This window comes from Sphingomonas sediminicola (assembly GCF_014489515.1).
GTDB lineage: Bacteria > Pseudomonadota > Alphaproteobacteria > Sphingomonadales > Sphingomonadaceae > Sphingomicrobium > Sphingomicrobium sediminicola.
In genome coordinates this window covers 2,175,059-2,195,139 of sequence record NZ_CP060782.1, presented here as the reverse complement: position 1 = coordinate 2,195,139, position 20,081 = coordinate 2,175,059, and the positions used below count along the sequence as shown (strand labels likewise).

The following is a 20,081-nucleotide window of genomic DNA, read 5'->3' as shown; positions in this document are numbered from 1 at the left end:
CGGTGGCGCTTGAAGCGTCGCCGGGTCCGCGCGATGAAAGAGTGACATGAGTGAAACGGGTCAGCGCCGGATCGTCGTCGTAGGCGGCGGCACAGCCGGATGGATGGCCGCGGCCACGCTGTCTCGTTTCCTCGGAAACACTTCGATCATTCTGGTTGAATCCGATGCGATCGGCATTGTCGGCGTCGGCGAAGCGACGATCCCGCAAATACACTTGTTCATAGGTGGACTGGGCCTCCACGAAGCGGACATCGTTCGCGAGACGAAGGCTACCTACAAGCTCGGGATCGAGTTCGACGGCTGGTTGGAGCCCGGCCATCGCTACATGCATGCGTTCGGAATCGTCGGCCGCGCGGTCGGCGTTATCCCGTTCCGCCAGCTTTGGCACAGCGCGCGTTCCCACGGCCTCGCCGAGGAATTTGGCCACTATTATTTCAACGAGGTCGCCGCTCGCATGGGCCGGATGGCCATCCCTGAGGGGCCGGCGAATTCAGCGCTCGGACTGGTTCACGCCTATCATTTCGATGCGTCGCTCTTCGCGGCCTTCCTCCGCCGGTACGCCGAGGAGCGCGGGGTCACTCGCATCGAGGGCAAGATCGACAGCGTCGAACGCGATGAGCAGGGCGGTGATGTTGCTGCCCTTTTGCTCGACGGCGGGCGCCGGATCGAAGGTGACTTCTTCCTGGATTGCACCGGGTTCCGTTCACTGCTGCTCGGACAGACGCTCGGCATTGGTTTCCGCGACTGGTCGAATTATCTTCCGTGCGACCGGGCGCTCGCCGTTCCGTGTGCGAGAAGCGAAAACTTCCGCCCGTTCACGCAGTCGATTGCGCGCAAGGCGGGCTGGCAATGGCGCATCCCTCTTCAGCACCGGACCGGCAACGGCCACGTCTATTGCAGCAGTCAGATTTCGGACGACGAAGCGGCGTCGATCCTTCTCGAGCATCTCGACGGGGATGCGCTCGACGATCCGCGGCCGCTTCGGTTTACCGCTGGCATGCGCGAGCAGGTCTGGTCGCACAATGTCGTCGCGCTAGGCCTTTCGGCGGGCTTCATGGAGCCACTGGAATCCACGAGCATTCACCTGATCCAGTCCTCGATCGCCCGATTGCTAACATTCCTTCCGAAGGCTTCCGCCGGTCCCGCGGTCCGCGAAAAGTTCAACCGCCAAACGGCGACCGAGTGGGAGCAGATCCGCGACTTCCTGATCCTCCACTACAAAGCCAACCGGCGTATTGGGGAGCCGTTCTGGGATCAGTGCCGCGACATGCCGATCCCTGCCACGCTGGCCGAGAAGATCGCGCTCTTCGAAGAGGCCGCAATCATCGTGCGCGAGGACAACGAGCTTTTCACTGAGGAAGGCTGGGGCAAGTCATGATCGGGCAGGGCCTGGAGCCGCGCTCGTTCTCGCCATTGGCCGCCGCTCTCCCACGTGACGAAATGGCGGCGTATCTCGCCAAGCTCGCGGCCACTTATCGCAGCGCTGCAGCTGCATTGCCGACGCACGCCGAATTCGTCGATTCAATGCTCGCGAAGTCCGCACGACGTAAAGAGGTACACGCCTGATGCCGCTAATGATTGCGCTTGCTGCGATGGCCGCTGCGGCGCCCGCAGCCGATTACCGTGCGCGTCTTCCCGAAGACGAGGTCATCTACTTCCTGCTGCCAGATCGCTTCGAGAACGGCGATGCGTCCAACGACAGGGGTGGATTGAAGGGTGACCGTCTCGCCACCGGTTTCGACCCGACGAGCAAGGGCTTTTTCCATGGCGGCGATCTTAGGGGGCTGACCAAACGGCTGGATTACATCCAGGGAATGGGCGCTACCGCAGTCTGGTTGTCGCCAATTTTCAAGAACAAGCCTGTGCAGGGCAACAAGGGGCAGGAAAGTGCCGGCTATCACGGCTATTGGGTGACGGACTTTACCCGCGTCGATCCCCATCTCGGCACCGACGCCGACTTCAAGGCTTTCGTCGATGCTGCGCACGCGCGCGGCATGAAGGTTTACATGGACATCATCGCCAATCACACGGCGGACGTCCTTTATCCGAGGGAGTGCGAAGGAAAGGGCGAGTGCCCGTACCGCAGCATCGCTGACTATCCGTACCAGCGGCGCGGCGGCGTCAGCGGCGCGGCGATCAACCCCGACTTCGACGGGCGCGATTTCTCGAAGCTGATCGACCCCAATTACGCCTACACCATCACGGTCAAGCCGGTGGAGAAGGCCATCAAGGTCCCGGCCTGGCTCAACGAACCGATCTACTATCACAATCGGGGCGACACGACGTTCAAGGGCGAGTCCAGCCAGATGGGCGACTTCGTCGGGCTGGACGATTTGTTCACCGAACATCCGCGCGTCGTGCAAGGGATGATCGACATCTACGGATCGTGGATTGATCGGTTCGGCGTCGACGGCTTCCGGATTGATACCGCGCAGCATGTGAACCCGGAATTCTGGGCGCAATTCGCACCGGCAATAATGGCGAGGGCTCGCTCCAAAGGCATTCCGAATTTCCATATCTTCGGCGAGGTCGCGACCAGCGAAATGGACCCGGCGCACACGGCCGTGAATACGCGCGTCGACAAATTGCCGAGCGTCTTGGACTTTCCATTCGCGCGCGCCGTGATTGACGTCGTCGCGGGTAAGGCCGGCACCGACGAGCTCGCGAAGCTGTTCCGCGCCGACGCCCTGTACGAGGGTGGCACCGAGGCTGCGCTGCGCCTACCCACATTTCTCGGCAATCATGACGCCGGCCGTTTCCCTGCGCTCCTCAAGATGTTCGGGCTTCAGGCGGACAACGAAGAGCTGCTCAAGCGCGACCTGCTGGGTCACGCGATGCTTCTGACCCTGCGTGGCGTACCGACCATCTATTCGGGCGATGAGCAGGGTTTCGTCGGCAAAGGCGGCGACCAGGATGCACGGCAGGACATGTTCGCTTCTCGGGTCGCCACCTACATCGAGGACAAATTGCTCGGGACGAACGCGACGACCGCGCAGTCGAACTTCGACACCAACCACCCGATCTACCGCGAGATCGCGAAGCTCGCCCATATTCGGACGAGCAATCCGGCGCTGACTCGTGGCCGCCAAGTCGTGCGCTTCGCGTCGGAGAAGCCGGGTCTGTTCGCAGTGTCGCGCTTCGACCCAGCGGACGGCCATGAGGTGCTGCTGGTCTTCAACACGTCGACGCAGCCGATCGAGCAGAACGTCCGCGTGGAGACCGCGTCTTCGAAATTCACGACGCTCGCTGGTGCATGCCCTGCCACTTCTGTTGCGCCGGGAAGCGTACAAATCATGCTTCCGCCACTCGGCTATGCGGTGTGCGATGCTCGCTGACGAGGCGCGTATGCAAAGCGCTGCCGCTACTTCGACTGCGTGGTGGCGCGGCGCGGCGATCTATCAAATCTACCCGCGCAGTTTTTCGGATTCGAACGGTGACGGGATCGGCGATCTGCCCGGCATCACCGAGAAGCTCGATTACGTCCGGGATCTCGGCGTCGACGGCATCTGGTTGTCGCCCTTCTTCACCTCACCGATGCGCGACTTCGGTTACGATGTCGCCGATTATTGCGGTGTCGATCCGGTGTTCGGGACACTCCGTGACTTCGATATGTTGGTCGAGCGTGCGCACTCGCTTGGGCTGAAGGTCATCATCGATCAGGTCTATTCGCACAGTTCCGACCAGCATCCCTGGTTCCAGGAAAGCCGGTCGAACCGCGATAATCCAAAGGCGGACTGGTACGTGTGGGCGGACGCAAAGCCGGACGGCTCTCCTCCGAACAACTGGCAATCCGTTTTCGGCGGGCCTTCGTGGACCTGGGACGCGCGGCGCGGGCAATATTATCTGCACAATTTCCTGCCCGAGCAGCCCGACCTCAACGTGCACAATTGCGCGGTGCAGGATGCGTTGCTTGACGTTGCGCGCTTCTGGCTCGATCGCGGTGTCGACGGCTTTCGCATCGATGCGATCAACTTCGCGATGCACGACCCGGAGCTGCGAGATAATCCGCCTGCTCCAAACGGCGGCAAGCGCACGCGTCCGTTCGATTTCCAGCAGCATCTCTACAACCAGTCGCATCCCGACATCGCGAAATTTCTCGAGCGGTTGCGGGCGGTCACGAACGAGTATGGCGACCGCTTCACCCTTGCCGAAGTCGGTGGCGATCATGCGCTTGGAGAGATGCGCGCGTTCACCGAAGGCAATTCACGGCTGAACAGCGCCTACGGCTTCGATTTCCTTTATGCGGAGAGGCTGACACCGCAGCTCGTAGCGCGCGTCGCGAAGGATTGGCCGAATGACGCGGGCTGGCCGACCTGGGCGTTCGAGAATCACGACGCGCCCCGGGCGATTTCTCGCTGGGCCGACGAAGACCATCGCGACCAATTCGCGCGCGTGAAGATGTTGCTTCTCGCGACACTGCGGGGGTCGATCATTCTCTATCAGGGCGAAGAGCTGGGGCTGCCCCAGGTCGATGTGCCATACGAGCGGCTGCAGGATCCTGAAGCGATCGCGAACTGGCCGCAAACGCTAAGCCGCGATGGCGCTCGCACCCCCATGCCCTGGAAATGTGATGCGCCAGAGCTTGGCTTTTCGCAGTCGGGGCCTTGGCTTCCCGTGGGTGAGAGCCACGCCGCGCTCGCGGTCGATCAGCAGGAATCAGACTGCGGGTCTCTGCTGCAGTTCACACGCGAAGCCTTGAGGCTCCGCAACAAGCACATTGCGCTGCGCCAAGGATCGATGGAGATCGTGGAGTCAGAAGGCGACGTGCTGGTCTTCGACCGGATTGCAGGATCAGAGCGATTGCGGTGCACGTTCAACCTCTCGGATCGACCGGCGACCTATGGTGTGGCGGTAGGCAAAGCCTTCTTCAGCACGGGCAGCCTCGACGGCGGGAAGGTCGGACCTTACTCGGCAGTGATCGAGGAGATCACATGACCCTGCTTCGCATGCTTGCCGCCTTCGTCCTGTGCCTCGTTGCCGTCCCTGCCGCTGCTCAGGACGTGGCGCAGGCGGCTGCCGGATCGCGTGCCGTCGCGGGAGTCGATTCTCCTTCGGGAACGATCCATGTCGACGTGACGCTCAATCCGGAAGGCCGCGTCGGTTACAAGGTGTCGCGGCTCGGCAAGCCGGTCATCACCGAAAGCCGCCTCGGTTTCCTGTTCACCGACGCCCCGAGATGCTGCGCAATTTCGCCTTTGCTGGGCAGTCGACCCGTGGCTTCGACGAGGCCTGGGAACAGCCATGGGGCGAGTATCGAAGTGTCCGCAACCACTACAATGAGCTGACCGTCAGGTTCGACGAGAAGAATTGGGACAAAAGGCGGATGACCGTCGTGTTCCGCGTCTACGACGACGGCGTCGGCTTCCGTTACGAGCTTCCGCAGCAGACGAAGCTTGGACATGCGAACATCGCGGATGAACTCACCGAGTTTGCGATCGCCGAGCCGGGGGAGGCCTGGTGGGACCCCGCGTTCGAATGGAACCGCGAGGAGTATGTCTACAACCGCACGCCGATTGAGCAGGTCGGGACTGCTCAGACTCCGCTGACCGTTCGCACCGTGAGCGGGCTTCACCTGTCGTTCCATGAAGCGGCGCTGGTCGACTATTCAGGAATGAACCTTCGCCGCGTCGGCGGGCGGACCTTTAAGGCGGTTTTGACGCCGTCTTCCAACGGCCCGAAGGTCAGCCGCGATACGCCATTCGCGACTCCTTGGCGCGTGATCATGATCGCTCCCGATGCGCCGTCGCTCTACCGCTCCGCACAGATCATCCTGAACCTCAATGAGGCCAACAAGCTCGGCGATGTGAGTTGGGTGAAGCCGATGAAATATGTCGGCATCTGGTGGGACATGCACCTTGACCGGAAAACGTGGAATTCCGGCCCGAAGCATGGAGCGACCACCGAATACACCAAACGCATGATCGATTTCGCCGCGAAGAACGGATTCGGCGGCGTGCTGGTCGAAGGCTGGAACAAGGGCTGGGATGGCGACTGGTTCGGACGCGGGTTCGAGTTCAGCTTCACCGAGCCCTACCCGGACTTCGATATCGCCGAAGTGACGCGCTACGCACGCTCGAAGGGAGTCGTGCTGATCGGGCACCACGAAACAGCCGGGAACATAGCCAACTACGAGAAGCAGCTCGGGCCAGCGCTCGATCTTTATCAGCGTCTCGGAGTGCCTGCCGTGAAGACCGGCTATGTCGCTGACGCCGGCGGCATCCAGGCCGAAGGCGCGGACGGCAAGATCCACTTCGAATGGCACGAAGGCCAGGTGATGGTGAACCACCATCTGAAGGTCGTCACCGAGGCGGCCAGGCGGCACATCGCCGTCAATCCGCACGAGCCGGTGAAGGACACGGGCCTCCGCCGCACCTATCCGAACTGGGTCTCCCGCGAGGGCCAGCGTGGTATGGAATACAACGCCTGGGGCGAGCCCAAGAACCCGCCCGAACATGAGGCGAATCTCGTCTTTACGAGGCTGATCTCGGGACCAATGGATTTCACGCCTGGCGTCCTTAGCCTGACCGGCAAGAACAACACGCAGATCCTGTCCACGCTTGCGAAGCAGCTGGCGCTCTACGTGGTCATCTACTCGCCAATCCAAATGGCGCCGGACCTGATCGAGAATTACGAGGCCAATCCGCAGACGTTCAAGTTCATCAAGGACGTCGCGGTCGACTGGGACGAAACGCGCATGCTCGCCGGCGAAGTCGGCGACATGGCAGTCTTCGCGCGCAAGGCTCGGGGTTCGGACCAGTGGTTCGTCGGCGCAGTAGGCGACGAGCAGGAGCGCCGCTTCGACGTCGCGCTCGATTTCCTGAAGCCGGGCCAGCGTTATCGCGCGGAGATCTACCGCGACGGCGATGACGCCGACTATCGTACCAATCCGCGCTCGATCGTGATCGAGCAGAAGGTGGTAACGGCGAGGGCCAGACTTGCGATGCGCATCGCTCCGGGCGGCGGAGCAGCAGTACGTTTCGTCCCGATCCGCTGATGTTCCGACTATTCCTGGCAGTGCTGCTTTTGCTCGTCGCCGAACCCGCGACGGCAAAGGTTGACGCCGGAACGCTGGTCGATCTGGGCGTGGTTCATTCGAAATATTCGGACCCGCGTCACGTAACGGTATGGCTTCCGAGCACCTACAAGCCAAGGGGCCCGCGCCACGCCGTCCTTTACATGCACGACGGCCAGAACCTGTTCGATCCGGAAACCGGATATGGCGGCATGGAGTGGAAGGTCGACGAGACGCTCGACCGCCTGATCCGTGAAAGGAAAGTTCGGCCGACGATCGTCGTCGCCATCTGGAACACGCCGAAGAGGCTTCGCGAATATGTGCCGTCCAAGGCCTTCGGGCATTTGCCGCCGCAATACATGGATCGGGTCCGCCGCCTTTACGGCGGTGATCCGCTGTCCGACGGCTATCTCAAGTTCATCGTCAGCGAGCTCAAACCCAGGATCGACAAGCGCTTTCGAGTGAAAACGGACCGCGCCAACACCGCGATCATGGGGTCGTCGATGGGCGCGCTCATCTCGCTCTATGCGGTCGACGAATATCCGCAGGTCTTCGGCGGCGCGGGCATGGTCTCGACGCACTGGCCGTTGTTCCTTCCAGCTGACGGCGGGAAGTCGATTACCGATCAGGAATATGAAGTCGTCTCGTCCGCGTTCGAGCGATATCTCGCGCCCGCGCTACCGAACCCGAAGACGCACCAGCTCTACTTCGATCACGGCAGCGAAACGCTGGATGCAATCTATGCGCGCTACCAGAGAAGGATTGACACAATCGTCGCCCATCGCGGATATCGTCAGGGTGTAAATTGGATAAGCCGCAACTTCCCCGGTCAGGCGCACAACGAGATCAACTGGGCTTCACGGCTCGAAATCCCCCTGCGCTTCCTGCTGCCGCCGGAAAAATCCGTTCGGTCAAAATGATGCAGGCGTTGCGGCCGGTGCGAACGATTGTCACCTTGCGCGCGTGAGCGAGCGAAAGGCAACGATCGATGACGTCGCAAGGGCGGCAGGGGTCGCGCGCGTTACCGTTTCGCGGGTCCTGAACAACGAGCAAAACGTTCGGCCCCAGACGCGCGAGAAAGTGCGGCAGGCGGTCGAGGCGCTTGGCTATTCGGTCAATCAACAGGCGCGCGCACTGGCCAGCGGAGCGGGCCGAACGATTCTGCTCATCCACTCGCACGACCTCGAGCGGGAGCCGAACAGCTATTATCATTCGGGCCTTGAGCTAGGAGCGCTGCGCGCCTGCTCCGCGCTCGGTTACGATCTGGTCACGCGCGCGGTCGATCCGGACCGGGAGGACCGCAACCACCTGCTGTCCTCGATCATCGAGCGGGAGCGGCCGGCGGGGATTGTGCTGCCGCCGCCGCTGTCGGACGACGTTGACCTCCTCCTGGCAATGAAGAAGGCGGGGGTGCGCGTCGCCGCGGTATCAGCGGGGGAACAGGGGCGGGCGGTCGTTTCGTCTGCGGGTATCGACGAGCGCGCCGGCGGCCACGCGCTGGGCACCTATCTCACTTCGCTGGGACATCGACGGATCGGCTTCATCAAGGGTCCGGAAGATCATTTGGCCGCATCGCTCCGCTACGACGGATTCCTCGACGCGCTGGCTGAGGCAGGCATTAAAGCAGAGCCGTGGACCGCCTCGGGCGACTTCACCTTCAAGTCGGGCGTGGAGGCGGCAGAACATCTGCTTCGTGAACGCAAAGGGATCACCGCGCTCGCCTGCGCCAACGACGACATGGCCGCCGGAGCAATGCTCGCATTGCATCGCGCCGGAGCGGCGATTCCCAAAGACATTTCGGTCACGGGCTTCGACGATACGCCAATGTCGGAAATCGTGTGGCCGCCGCTCACCACGATCAGGCAACCGATCAAGGACATCGCCGAGCGCGCCGTTCACATGTTGATCGAGCGGGCTCTTGACGATGCCGCCTGTTACGAGGCGCTCCCTCACGAACTCATCATTCGGGAGTCCACTGCGGCTCCGGCGCAACACTCGGAAGCTTGACTCCCGCGATCCTTTGACGCACCAAAATGGAAGCGCTTCCATTGGGAGAATGGGGGCGTCGGCTTGTGCGTACATCGCGGGCAAGCCTGTACAGGGGAGAGAATCATTGATCAGTTCGACGCTGAAGGCCCGCCGCGCATTTCTACTGGCCGGCACTTCGCTCTTGCTCGCCGTTTCGTCGGAAGCTTTCGCGCAGGACACGACGCAACCGCCGACTGATCAGCCGCAGCCAGGGGACACGGCGCCGACGCCAGGCAATCCCGAGCCGACCGATCAGTCCTCGGACCAGGCGATCATCGTCACCGGCATTCGCCGCGGTATCGCGTCGTCGATCGATACCAAGCGCCGTGAGCAAGGGATCGTCGAAGCGGTTTCGGCCGAAGATATCGGCAAGCTCCCCGACATTTCCATCGCCGAATCGATCGCACGTCTCCCCGGCCTCGCCGCTCAGCGCGTCAACGGCCGTGCGCAGGTCATTTCGATTCGCGGCCTTGCGCCTGACTTCACGACGACGTTGCTCAACGGACGCCAGCAGGCGAGCTCGGGCGACAACCGAGCGGTCGAATTCGACCAATATCCGTCTGAGCTCCTGGCAAGCGTCGTCATCTACAAGACGCCCGATGCGAACATTGCCGGCTTCGGTCTTTCCGGCACGGCGGACCTTCGCACTGTCCGTCCGCTCAATTTCAAAGAACGGACCGTGGCGGTCAACGTTCGCGGCGAGCTCAACGGCGGCGGCAAGCTCAACGATGACGTCAAGAACTGGGGCGGTCGCGCGTCGGTCAGCTACATCGACAAGATCACTCCGGAGTTCGGGATCGCGCTCGGCGTCGCCTATCTCGATTCACCGTCGAGCAACCGCCACACCAAGGCCTACAATTACGAGACCTTCTGCTGCGGCATCGAGGCGAACATCTCGCCGGCGGATGCCCAGGACGCGACGTTCCTGACGGGGCAGGAGGTCTTCGCCTACTCACGTAACAACAAGCGCCTTGCGGCGATCGGCATCGCCGAGTGGGAGCCGAGCGATCGGGTCCACACGATCCTCGACCTTTACTATTCGCGCTTCAAGCAGCGCGAGACGATGCGCGGTGCGCAATGGTTCTCGAACGTCTGGGCGGACTCGCAAACGTTCACCGGTGTCACCACGCAAGACGTCGGCGGGACCGAGCTCGCCGTTACGGGCACCGCGAACGGCGTCGCTCCTCAGCTTCGCAACGACTACAATAAGCGTGACGACTGGTTGTTCGCTGCTGGCCTGAACAATGAATTCAAGTTCAGCGACCAGCTCTCACTGATCACTGACCTCAGCTATTCCCGTAACCGGCGCGTAGAGACGGTGACGGAGACCTACGCTGGCTACGGCTGCTGCGTCACCGCGGCCGACCAGAACGCAAACCGCGTATTCGATTCCATCAGTTGGGACATCACCGGCGACGCCTTCCCGCAGTACAGCACCGGCCTGGACTACGCCGATGCGAGCCAGGTCTCACTCGGCGATCGCGCTCCATGGGGCGGCTGGGGTCATGACGGCCTGTTCAAGTCGCCGCACGTCAAGGAGCAGATCTACGCTGCGGACGCCGGCCTTCGCTACCAGCCGATGAACAGCGTCATCGAGGCGATCGATCTAGGCGTCAACTTCACCCGCCGCGACAAGAAGAAGCGCGTCGACGAGTGGGACCTTATGCTGAAGAACGATCGTCTCCAGACGCTTGTCGACAGTGGTGATCTGGTCGACCCGACCTCGCTCGATTTCGCAGGGCTTGGCAATGTGCTTAGCGTTGATCTGCCGAGCGCCCTCGACCGCTATTACGACTTTGTCGAGCTCGAGGATGCGAACCACTTCGACAAGGCGTGGCGGATCAAGGAAGATGTGACCACGTTCAAGGTTCGCCTGCAGTTCGCATCTGGCGACCTCCACGGCAACATGGGCTTCCAGGTTGTCAACCAGAAGCAGGAGTCGACTGGCTCGCGGATCAACTTCATCGATTCGCCTGCCACGATTGAGATGGTGAAAGAGGGCACCAGCTACTGGGACTTCCTGCCCAGCCTGAACGCCTATTACGATATCGGCGGAGGTCATCGGATCCGCTTCGCGGCGTCGAAGGTGCTCGCGCGTCCGCGCATGGACGATATGCGTGCCAACCTGACGCCAGGCTTCAACAGCAGCGTTTGCGGCGGGAGCCCGCCGTGCGTTCCTGGCCAGACGGTCAATCCATGGTCGGCAAGCGGAGGCAATCCGGATCTGCAGCCATGGCGGGCTTGGGCAGCCGACTTAGCCTACGAATGGTATATCGGACCGGCGAGCTACATCTCGGTCGCTGCATTCTACAAGAAGCTCGACAACTACATCTTCACTCGCGTGATGCCGTTCGATTTCACAGGCTTCCCGCTTCCATCGACGGCGGCAAACATTCCCGCGGGAGTGATCGTCAGCCCGATCGGGACGGTCACCATGCCGGACAATGGTCCGGGCGGAGACCTGCAGGGCGTCGAAGTCAGCGGAGCGCTGGAGCTCAAGCGGCTCACGTCGCTACTGGACGGCTTCGGCGTGATTGGCAGCTGGTCGAAGACCACCTCGAACCTCAATCCGACCGACAATTCCGGCGAGAAGGTTCGAATTCCGGGCTTGTCAGGCACGGTCTTCAACATGAGCGGCTATTACGAGAAGTACGGCTTCCAGGCTCGCCTGAGCTATCGTTACCGCTCGCCGTACAAGGGTGAAGTGGTGCAGCTGTTCACCAACCGCGGCTTCACGCAGATCCTTGCGGACAAGCAGGTCGATGCGCAGATCGGCTACACGTTCCCGGATACGAGCTCGCTCAAGGGTCTAGGAGCGCTCCTCCAGGTCTATAACTTGACGAACTCGCCGTACCGGACACGCATTGGTCTGGACCAGGGCGGGCCGACAACTGCGGATGGAGGCACGTTCATCGAGACGTATGAGAAGTACGGCCGCCAGTACCTGCTAGGCTTCAACTACAAGTTCTAAGGTAATCATGTCTGCTTTTTCGAAGGTCCGGAAGCACCGGCGTACGCTCCTTCTTGGCCTTTCGGCATCGCTGCTTGCGGCTTGCCAGACTGCGCAGACTGCTCAGTCGATCTGGCCGGCCGCAGCGGTTCCGCCGGCCACTGCGGCGGATGCGGCGATTGATGCGCGGGTGCGGTCGATCGTTGCCGGCATGACTCTCGAGCAGAAGATCGGGCAGATGACTCAGCCGGACATCCGCTCGATCAAGCCGGACGAGGTTCGCCAGTATTACATCGGCTCGATCCTGAACGGCGGCGGCGCGTGGCCGGCCATGAACATGCATTCGAGCGTGGACGACTGGCTGAAGCTGTCGGACGAATTCTACAAGGCGTCGATGTCGACCGACATGACGGTGAAGATCCCCGTGATATGGGGCACCGACGCCGTTCACGGTCACAACAACATCTACGGAGCGACGCTCTTCCCGCACAACATCGGGCTTGGCGCGGCGCACGATCCCCAACTGCTGGAGCGCATCGGCCGCGCAACCGCCGAGCAGGTGCGCGCGACCGGAATCACCTGGGCCTTCGCCCCGACGCTGGCGGTCGTCCAGAACCCGCGCTGGGGCGGACCTATGAAAGCTACAGCTCGGATCCCGAGCTCGTCCGCAGCTATGCCGGAGCGATGGTCCGGGGTCTTCAGGGTCGGCTGGGCAGCCCCACTTCCGTCCTCGCTACGGCGAAGCACTGGCTGGGCGACGGCGGCACTCTCCACGGCGTGGACCAAGGTGAAACCCGCACGAGCGAAGCCGACCTCTATCGGACTCACTCCGCGGGCTATTACGGTGCGCTGGCGGCCGACGTTCAGACGGTCATGGTCAGCTATTCCAGCTTCACCGACACCGCGTCCGGACAGCAGTGGGGCAAGATGCACGGTAACGCGCATCTCGTCGGAGATGTGCTCAAGCAGCGCCTCGGATTCCACGGCCTCGTCGTCAGCGACTGGAACGGCATCGAGCAGGTCCCGGGCTGCACCAAATGGCACTGCCCCCAGGCGATCAATGCCGGCATCGACCTGATCATGGTCCCGGACGACTGGAAGCAGTTCATCCCTGCGACGGTGGAGGACGTGAAAGCCGGCCGTATTCCGATGAGCCGCATCGACGATGCCGTCTCGCGGATCATCCGAGTGAAGCTCAAGTCCGGGCTGTTCGACGCTTCGCCGGCGACGGGTCCGCATCCCGATGCGTCGGTGATGAGCTCTCCGGCGGCCCGCGAACTTGCGCGCGAGGCGGTGCGCAAGTCGCTCGTCCTACTGAAGAACGATGGTGGCGTTCTTCCGTTCAAGCGGAGCGGCAAGATCCTCGTTGTTGGCGCCGGTGCGGACAGCTTGCCGATGCAGTCCGGCGGCTGGTCGCTGACCTGGCAGGGCGACAATACCAAGACCTCCGAATATCCGAACGCCGAGACCTTGCTGGCCTCGATGCGCAAGTCGCTGGGCGCCGATCGCGTCGATTACAGCGCCGATGGCACCGGGGTCGATGTCAGCAAATACAGCGGCGTCGTCATGGTCGCTGCCGAGCAGCCCTATGCCGAGATGAAGGGTGACATCACCTTCCCCGCGCCGCTTCGGCACAGCGCTCGCTATCCCCAGGATCTGCAGGCACTCGATCGGGTCAGCGGAAAGGGCGTTCCGGTCGTGACCGTGCTCTATTCCGGACGGCCGGTTGCAGCGAACGATCTTATCAACCGGTCGGACGCCTTCGTTGCAGCCTGGCTTCCCGGAACCGAGGGCCAGGGCATTGTCGACCTTCTGTTCGCCGGAGCGGACGACCGGCCGGCTTACGACTTCGCAGGCAGGCTTTCGTTCGACTGGCCGGCGGGCGACTGCCTACCGCAGCAAGGCGGATACCAGTTCCGCCGCGGCTACGGCCTGTCGCTGGGCGGTGGCTCGCGTCTCGGTCGCCTCCCCGAAGCGCCGGTCACAATGGCCTGCCCAGCCGAAAGCCGGTAATCACAGACAGCCATGCACAAGATTCTCATCGTGGGCGGTGGCTCGGCTGGCTGGATGACCGCCGCGCTGTTCGGGAAGCTGTTCCAAGGGCTCTACGACGTCGAGCTGGTTGAAAGCGAAGCGATCGGCATCGTCGGCGTCGGCGAAGCGACCATTCCGGCGATCAAGAAATATAATGAGCTGGTGCAGCTCGACGAAGTCGAGTTCATGCAGCGCACCCAGGCCACCTTCAAACTCGGCGTTCAGTTCGTCGATTGGTGGAAGAAGGGCCACAGCTACATCCACGGTTTCGGGGTAATCGGCCAGGACTGGGAGTGGCTTCGCTGCCATCACTACTGGTTGCGGGCCAACCAAAAGGGGCGCGCGCGCGACTTCGCCGATTATTCGATCAACACTGCTGCCGCATTGCAGAACAAGTTCATGCATGCCCGGTCCGATATGGGCGACTCGCCGATCGGCCATATTGCCTACGCCTACCATTTCGATGCGTCCCTATACGGTCGCTACTTGCGTGGCCTTGCCGAACAGCACGGCGTCAGGCGAACGGAAGGCAAGATCATCGATGTCGGCATGCACGAGAACGGCGACATCGCGAGTGTCACACTCGAGGACGGCCGCAAGATCGAGGCGGATTTCTTCATCGACTGCTCCGGGTTCCGTGGGCTCCTGATCGAGCAGAAGCTGGAGACCGGATACGAGGAGTGGACGCACTGGCTGCCGTGCGATCGCGCGATCGCGGTGCCATGTGAGCGGACCGGTCCGCTCGTTCCCCTGACCCGCGCGACGGCGCGCGAAGCTGGTTGGCAATGGCGCATCGGTCTTCAGCACCGAACCGGCAATGGTCACGTCTATTCGAGCCGTTACATCGATGACGATGCCGCTGAGGCAGTGCTTCTTGCCAATCTTGATGGCGAACAGGCCGGAAATCCGAACCGGATCCGGTTCACACCGGGCAAGCGCCGGAAAATGTGGAACCGCAATTGCGTCGCGATCGGGCTCGCTGCTGGTTTCCTGGAGCCGATTGAATCGACCAGTCTTCATCTGGTGCAATCAGCCGCGATCCGGCTCGTTCGGCTGTTCCCGGACGGACATACCGACGAGGCGAACAGGGACGAGTTCAATCGGCAGTCCGACTTCGAATGGGAGCGGGTCCGCGACTTCATCATCCTCCATTATTGGGCAAACCAACGGGATGATTCCGACCTGTGGCGCCATTGCCGGACGATGGAGCTTCCGGCGACGCTCCAGCGCAAGATTGACCTGTGGCGCTCCAACGGTCGCATTTTCCGCGAGGACGAAGAGCTGTTCAGCGAGGAAAGCTGGATTCAGGTCTTCCTCGGCCAAGGGGTTGTTCCGAGGTCCCACGACCCCCTCGTCGGATCAAGAGCGATCCGCAGATCGAGCAATTCCTGGGCAATATCGCTTCGACGATCGATCGTTGCGTTCAGGTGATGCCCGATCATGCCGAATATGTTCGGAAATACTGCCAGGCGGAACCGGTCGCGTGATGCGGGTCGCTTTGGCGCTGAGCCTGGCACTTGCTGGATGCACTACGCTTTCGCAGCCGTCATCGACCGCCGCTGGCATGTGGCTGACCACCGCCGACGAGACGCAGAAGCTCGCTCCTCAGGCTGACCAGCAATCGGCGGGAGCAACCGCTGGCGACGAAGCGATAACGATCGACTCGTCGAAGCACTTCCAGAGGATGCACGGCTTCGGTGCGGCCATGACCGACGCTACCGCGCAATTGTTCAGCGGCCTGCCCGAGGACAAGCGCAAGGCGATCATGGAAGAGCTGTTCGGCCGTGGTCCGAACGGGCTCGGTTTCTCGTTCACGCGGCTGACGGTTGGAGCGTCGGATTTCTCGCCGGACCATTACAGCTACGACGATACGCCTGGAAATACGCCCGACCCGGCGCTGCGGCATTTCACTATCGATTATGCGCGGCGTTACGTCCTCCCGCGCACACGCGAGGCGCTGGCGATCAATCCCGACCTCAAGGTGATGATCAGCCCGTGGAGCGCTCCCGCGTGGATGAAGACCACGAAGAGCCTAATCAAGGGCCAGCTCGAACCGCAATATTACCCGGCATTCGCGACTTACCTTGCGCGAACGGTCGAGGAGTTCGGGCGCGAGGGCGTTCCGGTGTCGATGCTAACGATCCAGAATGAGCCGGATTTCGAGCCTGCCGATTATCCGGGATGCGTGTGAATCCGCCGGAACGCGCCGCGATCATCGGCAAGCACGTCGGACCGGTCTTCCGTTCACGCGGTCTCGAGACCGAGATCCTCGATTACGATCACAACTGGGACAATCCGGAGATGCCGTGGGCGGTGCTCTCCGACCCGGACGCGCGCAAATACATCTCGGGCGTCGCGTGGCACTGTTACGAGGGTGACGTCTCGGCGCAGTCGCAGGTCCACGACGCTTTCCCCGACAAGGACACATGGTTCACCGAATGCTCGGGCGGCGAATGGGCCCCAAAATTCGGCGAGGCCCTCGGCTGGTTCACAAGCAAGCTCATCATCGGCGCAGCCAACCACTGGTCGCGCGGCACCCTGCTTTGGAACCTTGCGCTCGACCCGAAGTACGGGCCGCACAAGGGCGGTTGCGGCGACTGTCGGGGTGTCGTGACGATCGATCCCGCAACCGGGGCAATTACGCGAAACGTCGAATATTACGCGCTTGGCCACGCGAGCCGGTTCGTCCTTCCCGGGCTTATCGCGTCTCGACGGTCAGCCGCAGCGATGGGTTGAGGGCGCGGCCTTCCTCAATCGCGACGGAAGCCGCGTAGCCATTCTGTATCGCAAGTCGGGCGAGGGTCCCGTGAGCCTTGCGCTCGATGGCGAACGCTACTCGGTCGCCATGCCTGCCGGCTCCGTCGCAACATTGCGCTGGGGAGCGCGAAGCGGCCGCCAGTGACTGCGGCCGATCAGGATCGGAGAAGCACGCTTCTCGCCTTTGCGGCAGTCACGACGCTATTCTTCGCCTGGGGTTCATCACCTCGAATAACGACCCGCTGATCGTCGCGCTAAGGGCCGCGTTCAGCCTCAACTACACCGAAGCTCTTTTCACGCAGATCGTCTTTTTCCTCGCCTTTGGTCTGCTGTCGCTCCCTGCTGCCTGGGTCACCAGTCGTGTCGGGCCTGTCGACATGATCCTTGGATCTCTCTCCGTCATGGTCTGCGGCTGCCTGCTCGTAGTGCTCAGCACGAATCTCGCTGCCTTCGTGCCCATACTGATTGCGTTGTTCGTGCTTGCAGCCGGCTACACCGCACTGCAGGTCGCCGCAAACCCGCTCGCGGCCGGACTTGGCTCCCCGCAGTATAGCCATTTCCGGCTCAATTTTGCCCAGGCCTTCAACTCGCTGGGAGTTGTGATCGGCGTCCATTTCGGTTCGCTGGTGATGCTCGGAGACCCTGCAGGTACGGTCGGCTCGGACTTCATTCTGGAAGCTGGTCGGCGGAACCAGTTGCTGGCAGCGGTTGACCGGGCGTTCCTGATCATGGCTGCCCTGCTCGGCACGTTGCTTCTCTTTCTTGCGGTTTCGCGAAGCTTCCTGGTGCGAGCAGCTCCCAGAGCGCTTCCGTCACCCACTGGTATGTTCGAGGCCCTTCGATCCCGCTGGGCAATTTTCGGAGCGGCGGCAATCGGGCTCTATGTCGGTGCTGAGGTATCCATCGGCAGTATCATGATCAATTTCCTCAACCAGCCGGACGTGCTCGGAATTTCGTTCGAGGATGCTGGCGGATACCTGGCCAATTTCTACTGGGCGGTGCGCTGTGCGGGCGGATCGCAGGGACCTTGCTACTCACGCGGGTCCGCGCGGCCGGCCTCCTAGCGACATGCGGGATCATAGCCGCGCTGCTATGCGTGGTCGTCCTCGTCTCCGAGCGTGAAATATCCGGCTATGCGGCGCTCGCAATCGGCTTCTTCAACTCGATTATGTTCCCGACGATCTTCTCCCTCACGCTCGAGCGCTCTGGAGTTTCCAGCAGCGCGACCTCCGGCTTGCTTTGTCTCGCCATTCTGGGCGGGCCCTGCTTCCCATAGCGGTTGGCGCGATCGCCGACATCTTTGGTTTGAGCGCGTCCTTCATCGTTCCGCTCGGCGCCTATGCGTTCATCGCGATTTTCGCGGTTGCGGCTCGCGACGGCCGGAACGCGTTATCGCCGCAGCCGGAAATCGGCGCCTCGCCCATTCCATAAGTGGAGTAGCTCATGCCGTTTGCTTCCCTTCTGATGATGATGGCCGCAGCGCAGTCGCAGTTCACTGTGACCAATGCGTCGTACGGAGGGCCGGTCAAGCGTCCCGCCGATGCCAGGCTGGTCTGGCAGGACGAGTTCGACGGCGACCGGCTCGACACCGCGAAATGGGCCTACGACACGGCCCGTAACAAGCAGGGATGGCACAACGGGGAGCTGCAATATTACTCGGCTGGCCGCCTGGAAAACATCGGTGTGGCGAACGGCGTCCTGAGGTTTGAAGCACGCCGCGAAACGCTGGACCCCACGAAATATCCGGATTGGGGCGGCCAGAATTACACGTCGGCGAGGATCTATTCGAAGGGCGCCGGCTGGACATACGGCTTCTACGAAATTCGCGCGAAGCTGCCTTGTGCGCGCGGCACCTGGCCCGCGATCTGGATGCTTCCGGTCGATCTCAAGAAATGGCCCGACGACGGCGAGATCGACATCATGGAGCAGGTCGGGGCGGAGCCGAACCTGATCTACGCTTCGCTCCACACATTGTTGTTCAACCACGTGAAGAAGACGCAGCGCAGCGCGCAAAAACTCGTTTCGACCAGCTGCGATGAATTTCACGTCTACCAGCTTGACTGGCGACCGGATTCCATCGCCATCGGCGTCGATGGTCAGGGCATTCTCCGCGTCCTCAACGACCAGCCGGGCGGCAAAGGCGCCTGGCCGTTCGATACGCCGTACAAGTTGATCCTCAACCTTGCGATGGGCGGCGACTGGGCTGGCCAGAAGGGCATGGACGACGCGGCTCTGCCGCAGCGGATGGAAGTGGATTACGTCCGCGTCTGGCAGGTTCGGGCAGGCGAAAGAGGCTAAGCCGCCAAGAAGGTGGTATTTCGAACGTAAGGATGCTGCTCGCAATTCCGCCTTCCGAGCCTCCCGCAGAGGCAATCGTGGTCACCGGAAAGGCACTTCCCGACCCGGTGGCCGAGACGGCTTACCAGGTTGAAATCATCGGTTCCCGGCGTCTTAGCAATGCTCCGGCGCACGAGCTGGATGAGATATTGAAGCAGGTCGCCGGCTTGCAGCTATTCCGGCGGTCCGATTCCACGAGCGGGCATCCCACGAGCCAGGGGTCACCTTGCGCGTGCTCGGTGGGAACGCGTCCAGCCGCGCGCTTCTCGTGCTTGATGGCGTGCCGCAGACTGATCCGTTCGGTGGATGGGTGAACTGGCCTGCCTATGACGCCGCTGGTCTGGACGAGGTCCGGATCGTCCGTGGGGCCGGCAGCGTCTCTCATGGACCCGGTGCACTCGCCGGGTTTATCGAGATGCGCTCCGCCGCCGCGGGCAGCTTCGATGCCTCGCTCGAAGGCGGAAGCCGGCAGTCGGTGCGCGGCCATGCTTATTTGGGGAAGGAGTTTGGAGAGAGTCTCCTGGCGCTCGACGCCCAGGCGGGACGTAGCGACGGTTTCGTGCCGGTCACCGAGGCCACGCGTGGGCCTGCCGACGAGGCGGCACCCTATCGCGAGGGCAGCGTCCGCGCTCGCTGGGTCATACCTGTTGCGGACAAAGTGGAAGCGCAGCTTGGCGGGCTTGGATTTGCCGACAGCCGCAACCGCGGTCTTCCTTTCACGGGAACCGCACCCGTGGAGCCGACGCATCGCTCCGGCTAGTCGGACACGGACGGTGGCAGTGGGTGGCGCTCGGCTACGCGCAATGGCGAAACCTGCGAAGCAGCTTCGCCAGCGTCGATGACGAACGGGCAAACGCGTCGCGTGTGTCGCTCCAGGATTCCGTGCCGTCGACAGGACAAGGTGCGGGCTTCGAAATCCGGCCGCCCTCGGGCCCGGAATCGACCTCCGCTTCGGGGCAGATG

18 protein-coding genes and 1 pseudogene are annotated in these 20,081 nt (G+C 62.3%); all 19 read left to right on the top strand.

The genetic code is table 11. The features are described 5' to 3' along the window. Positions 1-46 precede the first annotated feature (46 nt). The 19 genes and pseudogenes from H9L14_RS11810 (at position 47) to H9L14_RS11740 (ending at position 19,878) form a co-directional block, all read left to right on the top strand. Positions 47-1,378 carry a tryptophan halogenase family protein gene (locus tag H9L14_RS11810; protein ID WP_343070190.1) on the top strand — a complete coding sequence of 444 codons (1,332 nt, stop codon included), beginning with the start codon at positions 47-49 and terminating at the stop codon, positions 1,376-1,378. Further along, entirely contained in the window at positions 1,375-1,566 is a 192-nt protein-coding gene (locus H9L14_RS17115; RefSeq protein WP_343070189.1) for a hypothetical protein, read from the top strand. Before H9L14_RS11810 ends, H9L14_RS17115 begins: the two co-directional genes overlap by 4 nt. Next, complete coding sequence (locus H9L14_RS11805) at positions 1,566-3,335, top strand: alpha-amylase family glycosyl hydrolase (protein WP_187708249.1); 1,770 nt, start codon at positions 1,566-1,568, stop codon at positions 3,333-3,335. The genes H9L14_RS17115 and H9L14_RS11805 overlap by 1 nt, the downstream gene beginning before the upstream one ends. Positions 3,336-3,345: 10 nt before the next feature. Beyond that, on the top strand, positions 3,346-4,935 hold the full coding sequence (locus tag H9L14_RS11800) for an alpha-amylase family glycosyl hydrolase (RefSeq protein WP_187708248.1): 1,590 nt from the start codon (positions 3,346-3,348) through the stop codon (positions 4,933-4,935). Further along, positions 4,932-5,285 (top strand): glycoside hydrolase family 97 N-terminal domain-containing protein, encoded by a 354-nt coding sequence (locus H9L14_RS16150; protein ID WP_246444151.1) that lies wholly within the window; start codon positions 4,932-4,934, stop codon positions 5,283-5,285. Before H9L14_RS11800 ends, H9L14_RS16150 begins: the two co-directional genes overlap by 4 nt. Further along, a complete protein-coding gene (locus H9L14_RS11795; RefSeq protein WP_246444149.1) occupies positions 5,177-6,994 on the top strand; it encodes a glycoside hydrolase family 97 protein in 1,818 nt (605 codons plus the stop codon). The genes H9L14_RS16150 and H9L14_RS11795 overlap by 109 nt, the downstream gene beginning before the upstream one ends. Then, positions 6,994-7,932, top strand: a complete 939-nt coding sequence (locus H9L14_RS11790; RefSeq protein ID WP_187708247.1) for an alpha/beta hydrolase — start codon at positions 6,994-6,996, stop codon at positions 7,930-7,932. The genes H9L14_RS11795 and H9L14_RS11790 overlap by 1 nt, the downstream gene beginning before the upstream one ends. Before the next feature lie 43 nt (positions 7,933-7,975). After that, the gene (locus H9L14_RS11785; RefSeq protein ID WP_187708246.1) at positions 7,976-9,019 is read left to right on the top strand and encodes a LacI family DNA-binding transcriptional regulator; all 1,044 of its coding nucleotides are present in this window, start codon (positions 7,976-7,978) and stop codon (positions 9,017-9,019) included. 106 nt (positions 9,020-9,125) lie between these two features. After that, positions 9,126-12,011: a TonB-dependent receptor gene (locus H9L14_RS11780; protein ID WP_222949828.1), complete on the top strand. Its 2,886-nt coding sequence runs from the start codon at positions 9,126-9,128 to the stop codon at positions 12,009-12,011. A 7-nt stretch (positions 12,012-12,018) separates the two neighbouring features. Beyond that, positions 12,019-13,121: pseudogene (locus H9L14_RS17495) on the top strand (glycoside hydrolase family 3 protein); the annotation flags it as partial. A gap of 18 nt (positions 13,122-13,139) precedes the next feature. Next, positions 13,140-14,003 carry a glycoside hydrolase family 3 protein gene (locus tag H9L14_RS17490; RefSeq protein ID WP_425506911.1) on the top strand — a complete coding sequence of 288 codons (864 nt, stop codon included), beginning with the start codon at positions 13,140-13,142 and terminating at the stop codon, positions 14,001-14,003. A 12-nt stretch (positions 14,004-14,015) separates the two neighbouring features. Continuing rightward, a complete protein-coding gene (locus H9L14_RS11770; protein WP_246444147.1) occupies positions 14,016-15,455 on the top strand; it encodes a tryptophan halogenase family protein in 1,440 nt (479 codons plus the stop codon). A 55-nt stretch (positions 15,456-15,510) separates the two neighbouring features. Continuing rightward, positions 15,511-16,215: a glycoside hydrolase family 30 protein gene (locus H9L14_RS16745; protein ID WP_281389461.1), complete on the top strand. Its 705-nt coding sequence runs from the start codon at positions 15,511-15,513 to the stop codon at positions 16,213-16,215. Next, the gene (locus H9L14_RS16740; RefSeq protein ID WP_187708243.1) at positions 16,206-16,760 is read left to right on the top strand and encodes a glycoside hydrolase family 30 protein; all 555 of its coding nucleotides are present in this window, start codon (positions 16,206-16,208) and stop codon (positions 16,758-16,760) included. Before H9L14_RS16745 ends, H9L14_RS16740 begins: the two co-directional genes overlap by 10 nt. Next, complete coding sequence (locus H9L14_RS17485; RefSeq protein WP_187708242.1) at positions 16,690-16,926, top strand: glycoside hydrolase family 30 beta sandwich domain-containing protein; 237 nt, start codon at positions 16,690-16,692, stop codon at positions 16,924-16,926. Before H9L14_RS16740 ends, H9L14_RS17485 begins: the two co-directional genes overlap by 71 nt. After that, positions 16,847-17,845 (top strand): MFS transporter, encoded by a 999-nt coding sequence (locus H9L14_RS11750; protein WP_187708241.1) that lies wholly within the window; start codon positions 16,847-16,849, stop codon positions 17,843-17,845. Before H9L14_RS17485 ends, H9L14_RS11750 begins: the two co-directional genes overlap by 80 nt. Before the next feature lie 241 nt (positions 17,846-18,086). After that, positions 18,087-18,212, top strand: coding sequence for a hypothetical protein (locus H9L14_RS16735; RefSeq protein WP_281389384.1), 126 nt, complete (start codon positions 18,087-18,089; stop codon positions 18,210-18,212). A gap of 12 nt (positions 18,213-18,224) precedes the next feature. Continuing rightward, on the top strand, positions 18,225-19,079 hold the full coding sequence (locus H9L14_RS11745) for a glycoside hydrolase family 16 protein (protein ID WP_222949826.1): 855 nt from the start codon (positions 18,225-18,227) through the stop codon (positions 19,077-19,079). 265 nt (positions 19,080-19,344) lie between these two features. Continuing rightward, positions 19,345-19,878 (top strand): TonB-dependent receptor, encoded by a 534-nt coding sequence (locus H9L14_RS11740; RefSeq protein ID WP_246444145.1) that lies wholly within the window; start codon positions 19,345-19,347, stop codon positions 19,876-19,878. Positions 19,879-20,081: the final 203 nt, after the last annotated feature.

What these genes read in the sequence shown, in the direction of transcription:
- H9L14_RS11810 (WP_343070190.1), top strand. Translation starts at nt 47, where the DNA reads ATGAGTGAAACGGGTCAGCGCCGGATCGTCGTCGTAGGCGGCGGCACA.
- H9L14_RS17115 (WP_343070189.1), top strand. Translation starts at nt 1,375, where the DNA reads ATGATCGGGCAGGGCCTGGAGCCGCGCTCGTTCTCGCCATTGGCCGCC.
- H9L14_RS11805 (WP_187708249.1), top strand. Translation starts at nt 1,566, where the DNA reads ATGCCGCTAATGATTGCGCTTGCTGCGATGGCCGCTGCGGCGCCCGCA.
- H9L14_RS11800 (WP_187708248.1), top strand. Translation starts at nt 3,346, where the DNA reads ATGCAAAGCGCTGCCGCTACTTCGACTGCGTGGTGGCGCGGCGCGGCG.
- H9L14_RS16150 (WP_246444151.1), top strand. Translation starts at nt 4,932, where the DNA reads ATGACCCTGCTTCGCATGCTTGCCGCCTTCGTCCTGTGCCTCGTTGCC.
- H9L14_RS11795 (WP_246444149.1), top strand. Translation starts at nt 5,177, where the DNA reads ATGCTGCGCAATTTCGCCTTTGCTGGGCAGTCGACCCGTGGCTTCGAC.
- H9L14_RS11790 (WP_187708247.1), top strand. Translation starts at nt 6,994, where the DNA reads ATGTTCCGACTATTCCTGGCAGTGCTGCTTTTGCTCGTCGCCGAACCC.
- H9L14_RS17490 (WP_425506911.1), top strand. Translation starts at nt 13,140, where the DNA reads ATGAGCCGCATCGACGATGCCGTCTCGCGGATCATCCGAGTGAAGCTC.
- H9L14_RS11770 (WP_246444147.1), top strand. Translation starts at nt 14,016, where the DNA reads ATGCACAAGATTCTCATCGTGGGCGGTGGCTCGGCTGGCTGGATGACC.
- H9L14_RS16745 (WP_281389461.1), top strand. Translation starts at nt 15,511, where the DNA reads ATGCGGGTCGCTTTGGCGCTGAGCCTGGCACTTGCTGGATGCACTACG.
- H9L14_RS16740 (WP_187708243.1), top strand. Translation starts at nt 16,206, where the DNA reads ATGCGTGTGAATCCGCCGGAACGCGCCGCGATCATCGGCAAGCACGTC.
- H9L14_RS11750 (WP_187708241.1), top strand. Translation starts at nt 16,847, where the DNA reads ATGGCGAACGCTACTCGGTCGCCATGCCTGCCGGCTCCGTCGCAACAT.
- H9L14_RS11745 (WP_222949826.1), top strand. Translation starts at nt 18,225, where the DNA reads ATGCCGTTTGCTTCCCTTCTGATGATGATGGCCGCAGCGCAGTCGCAG.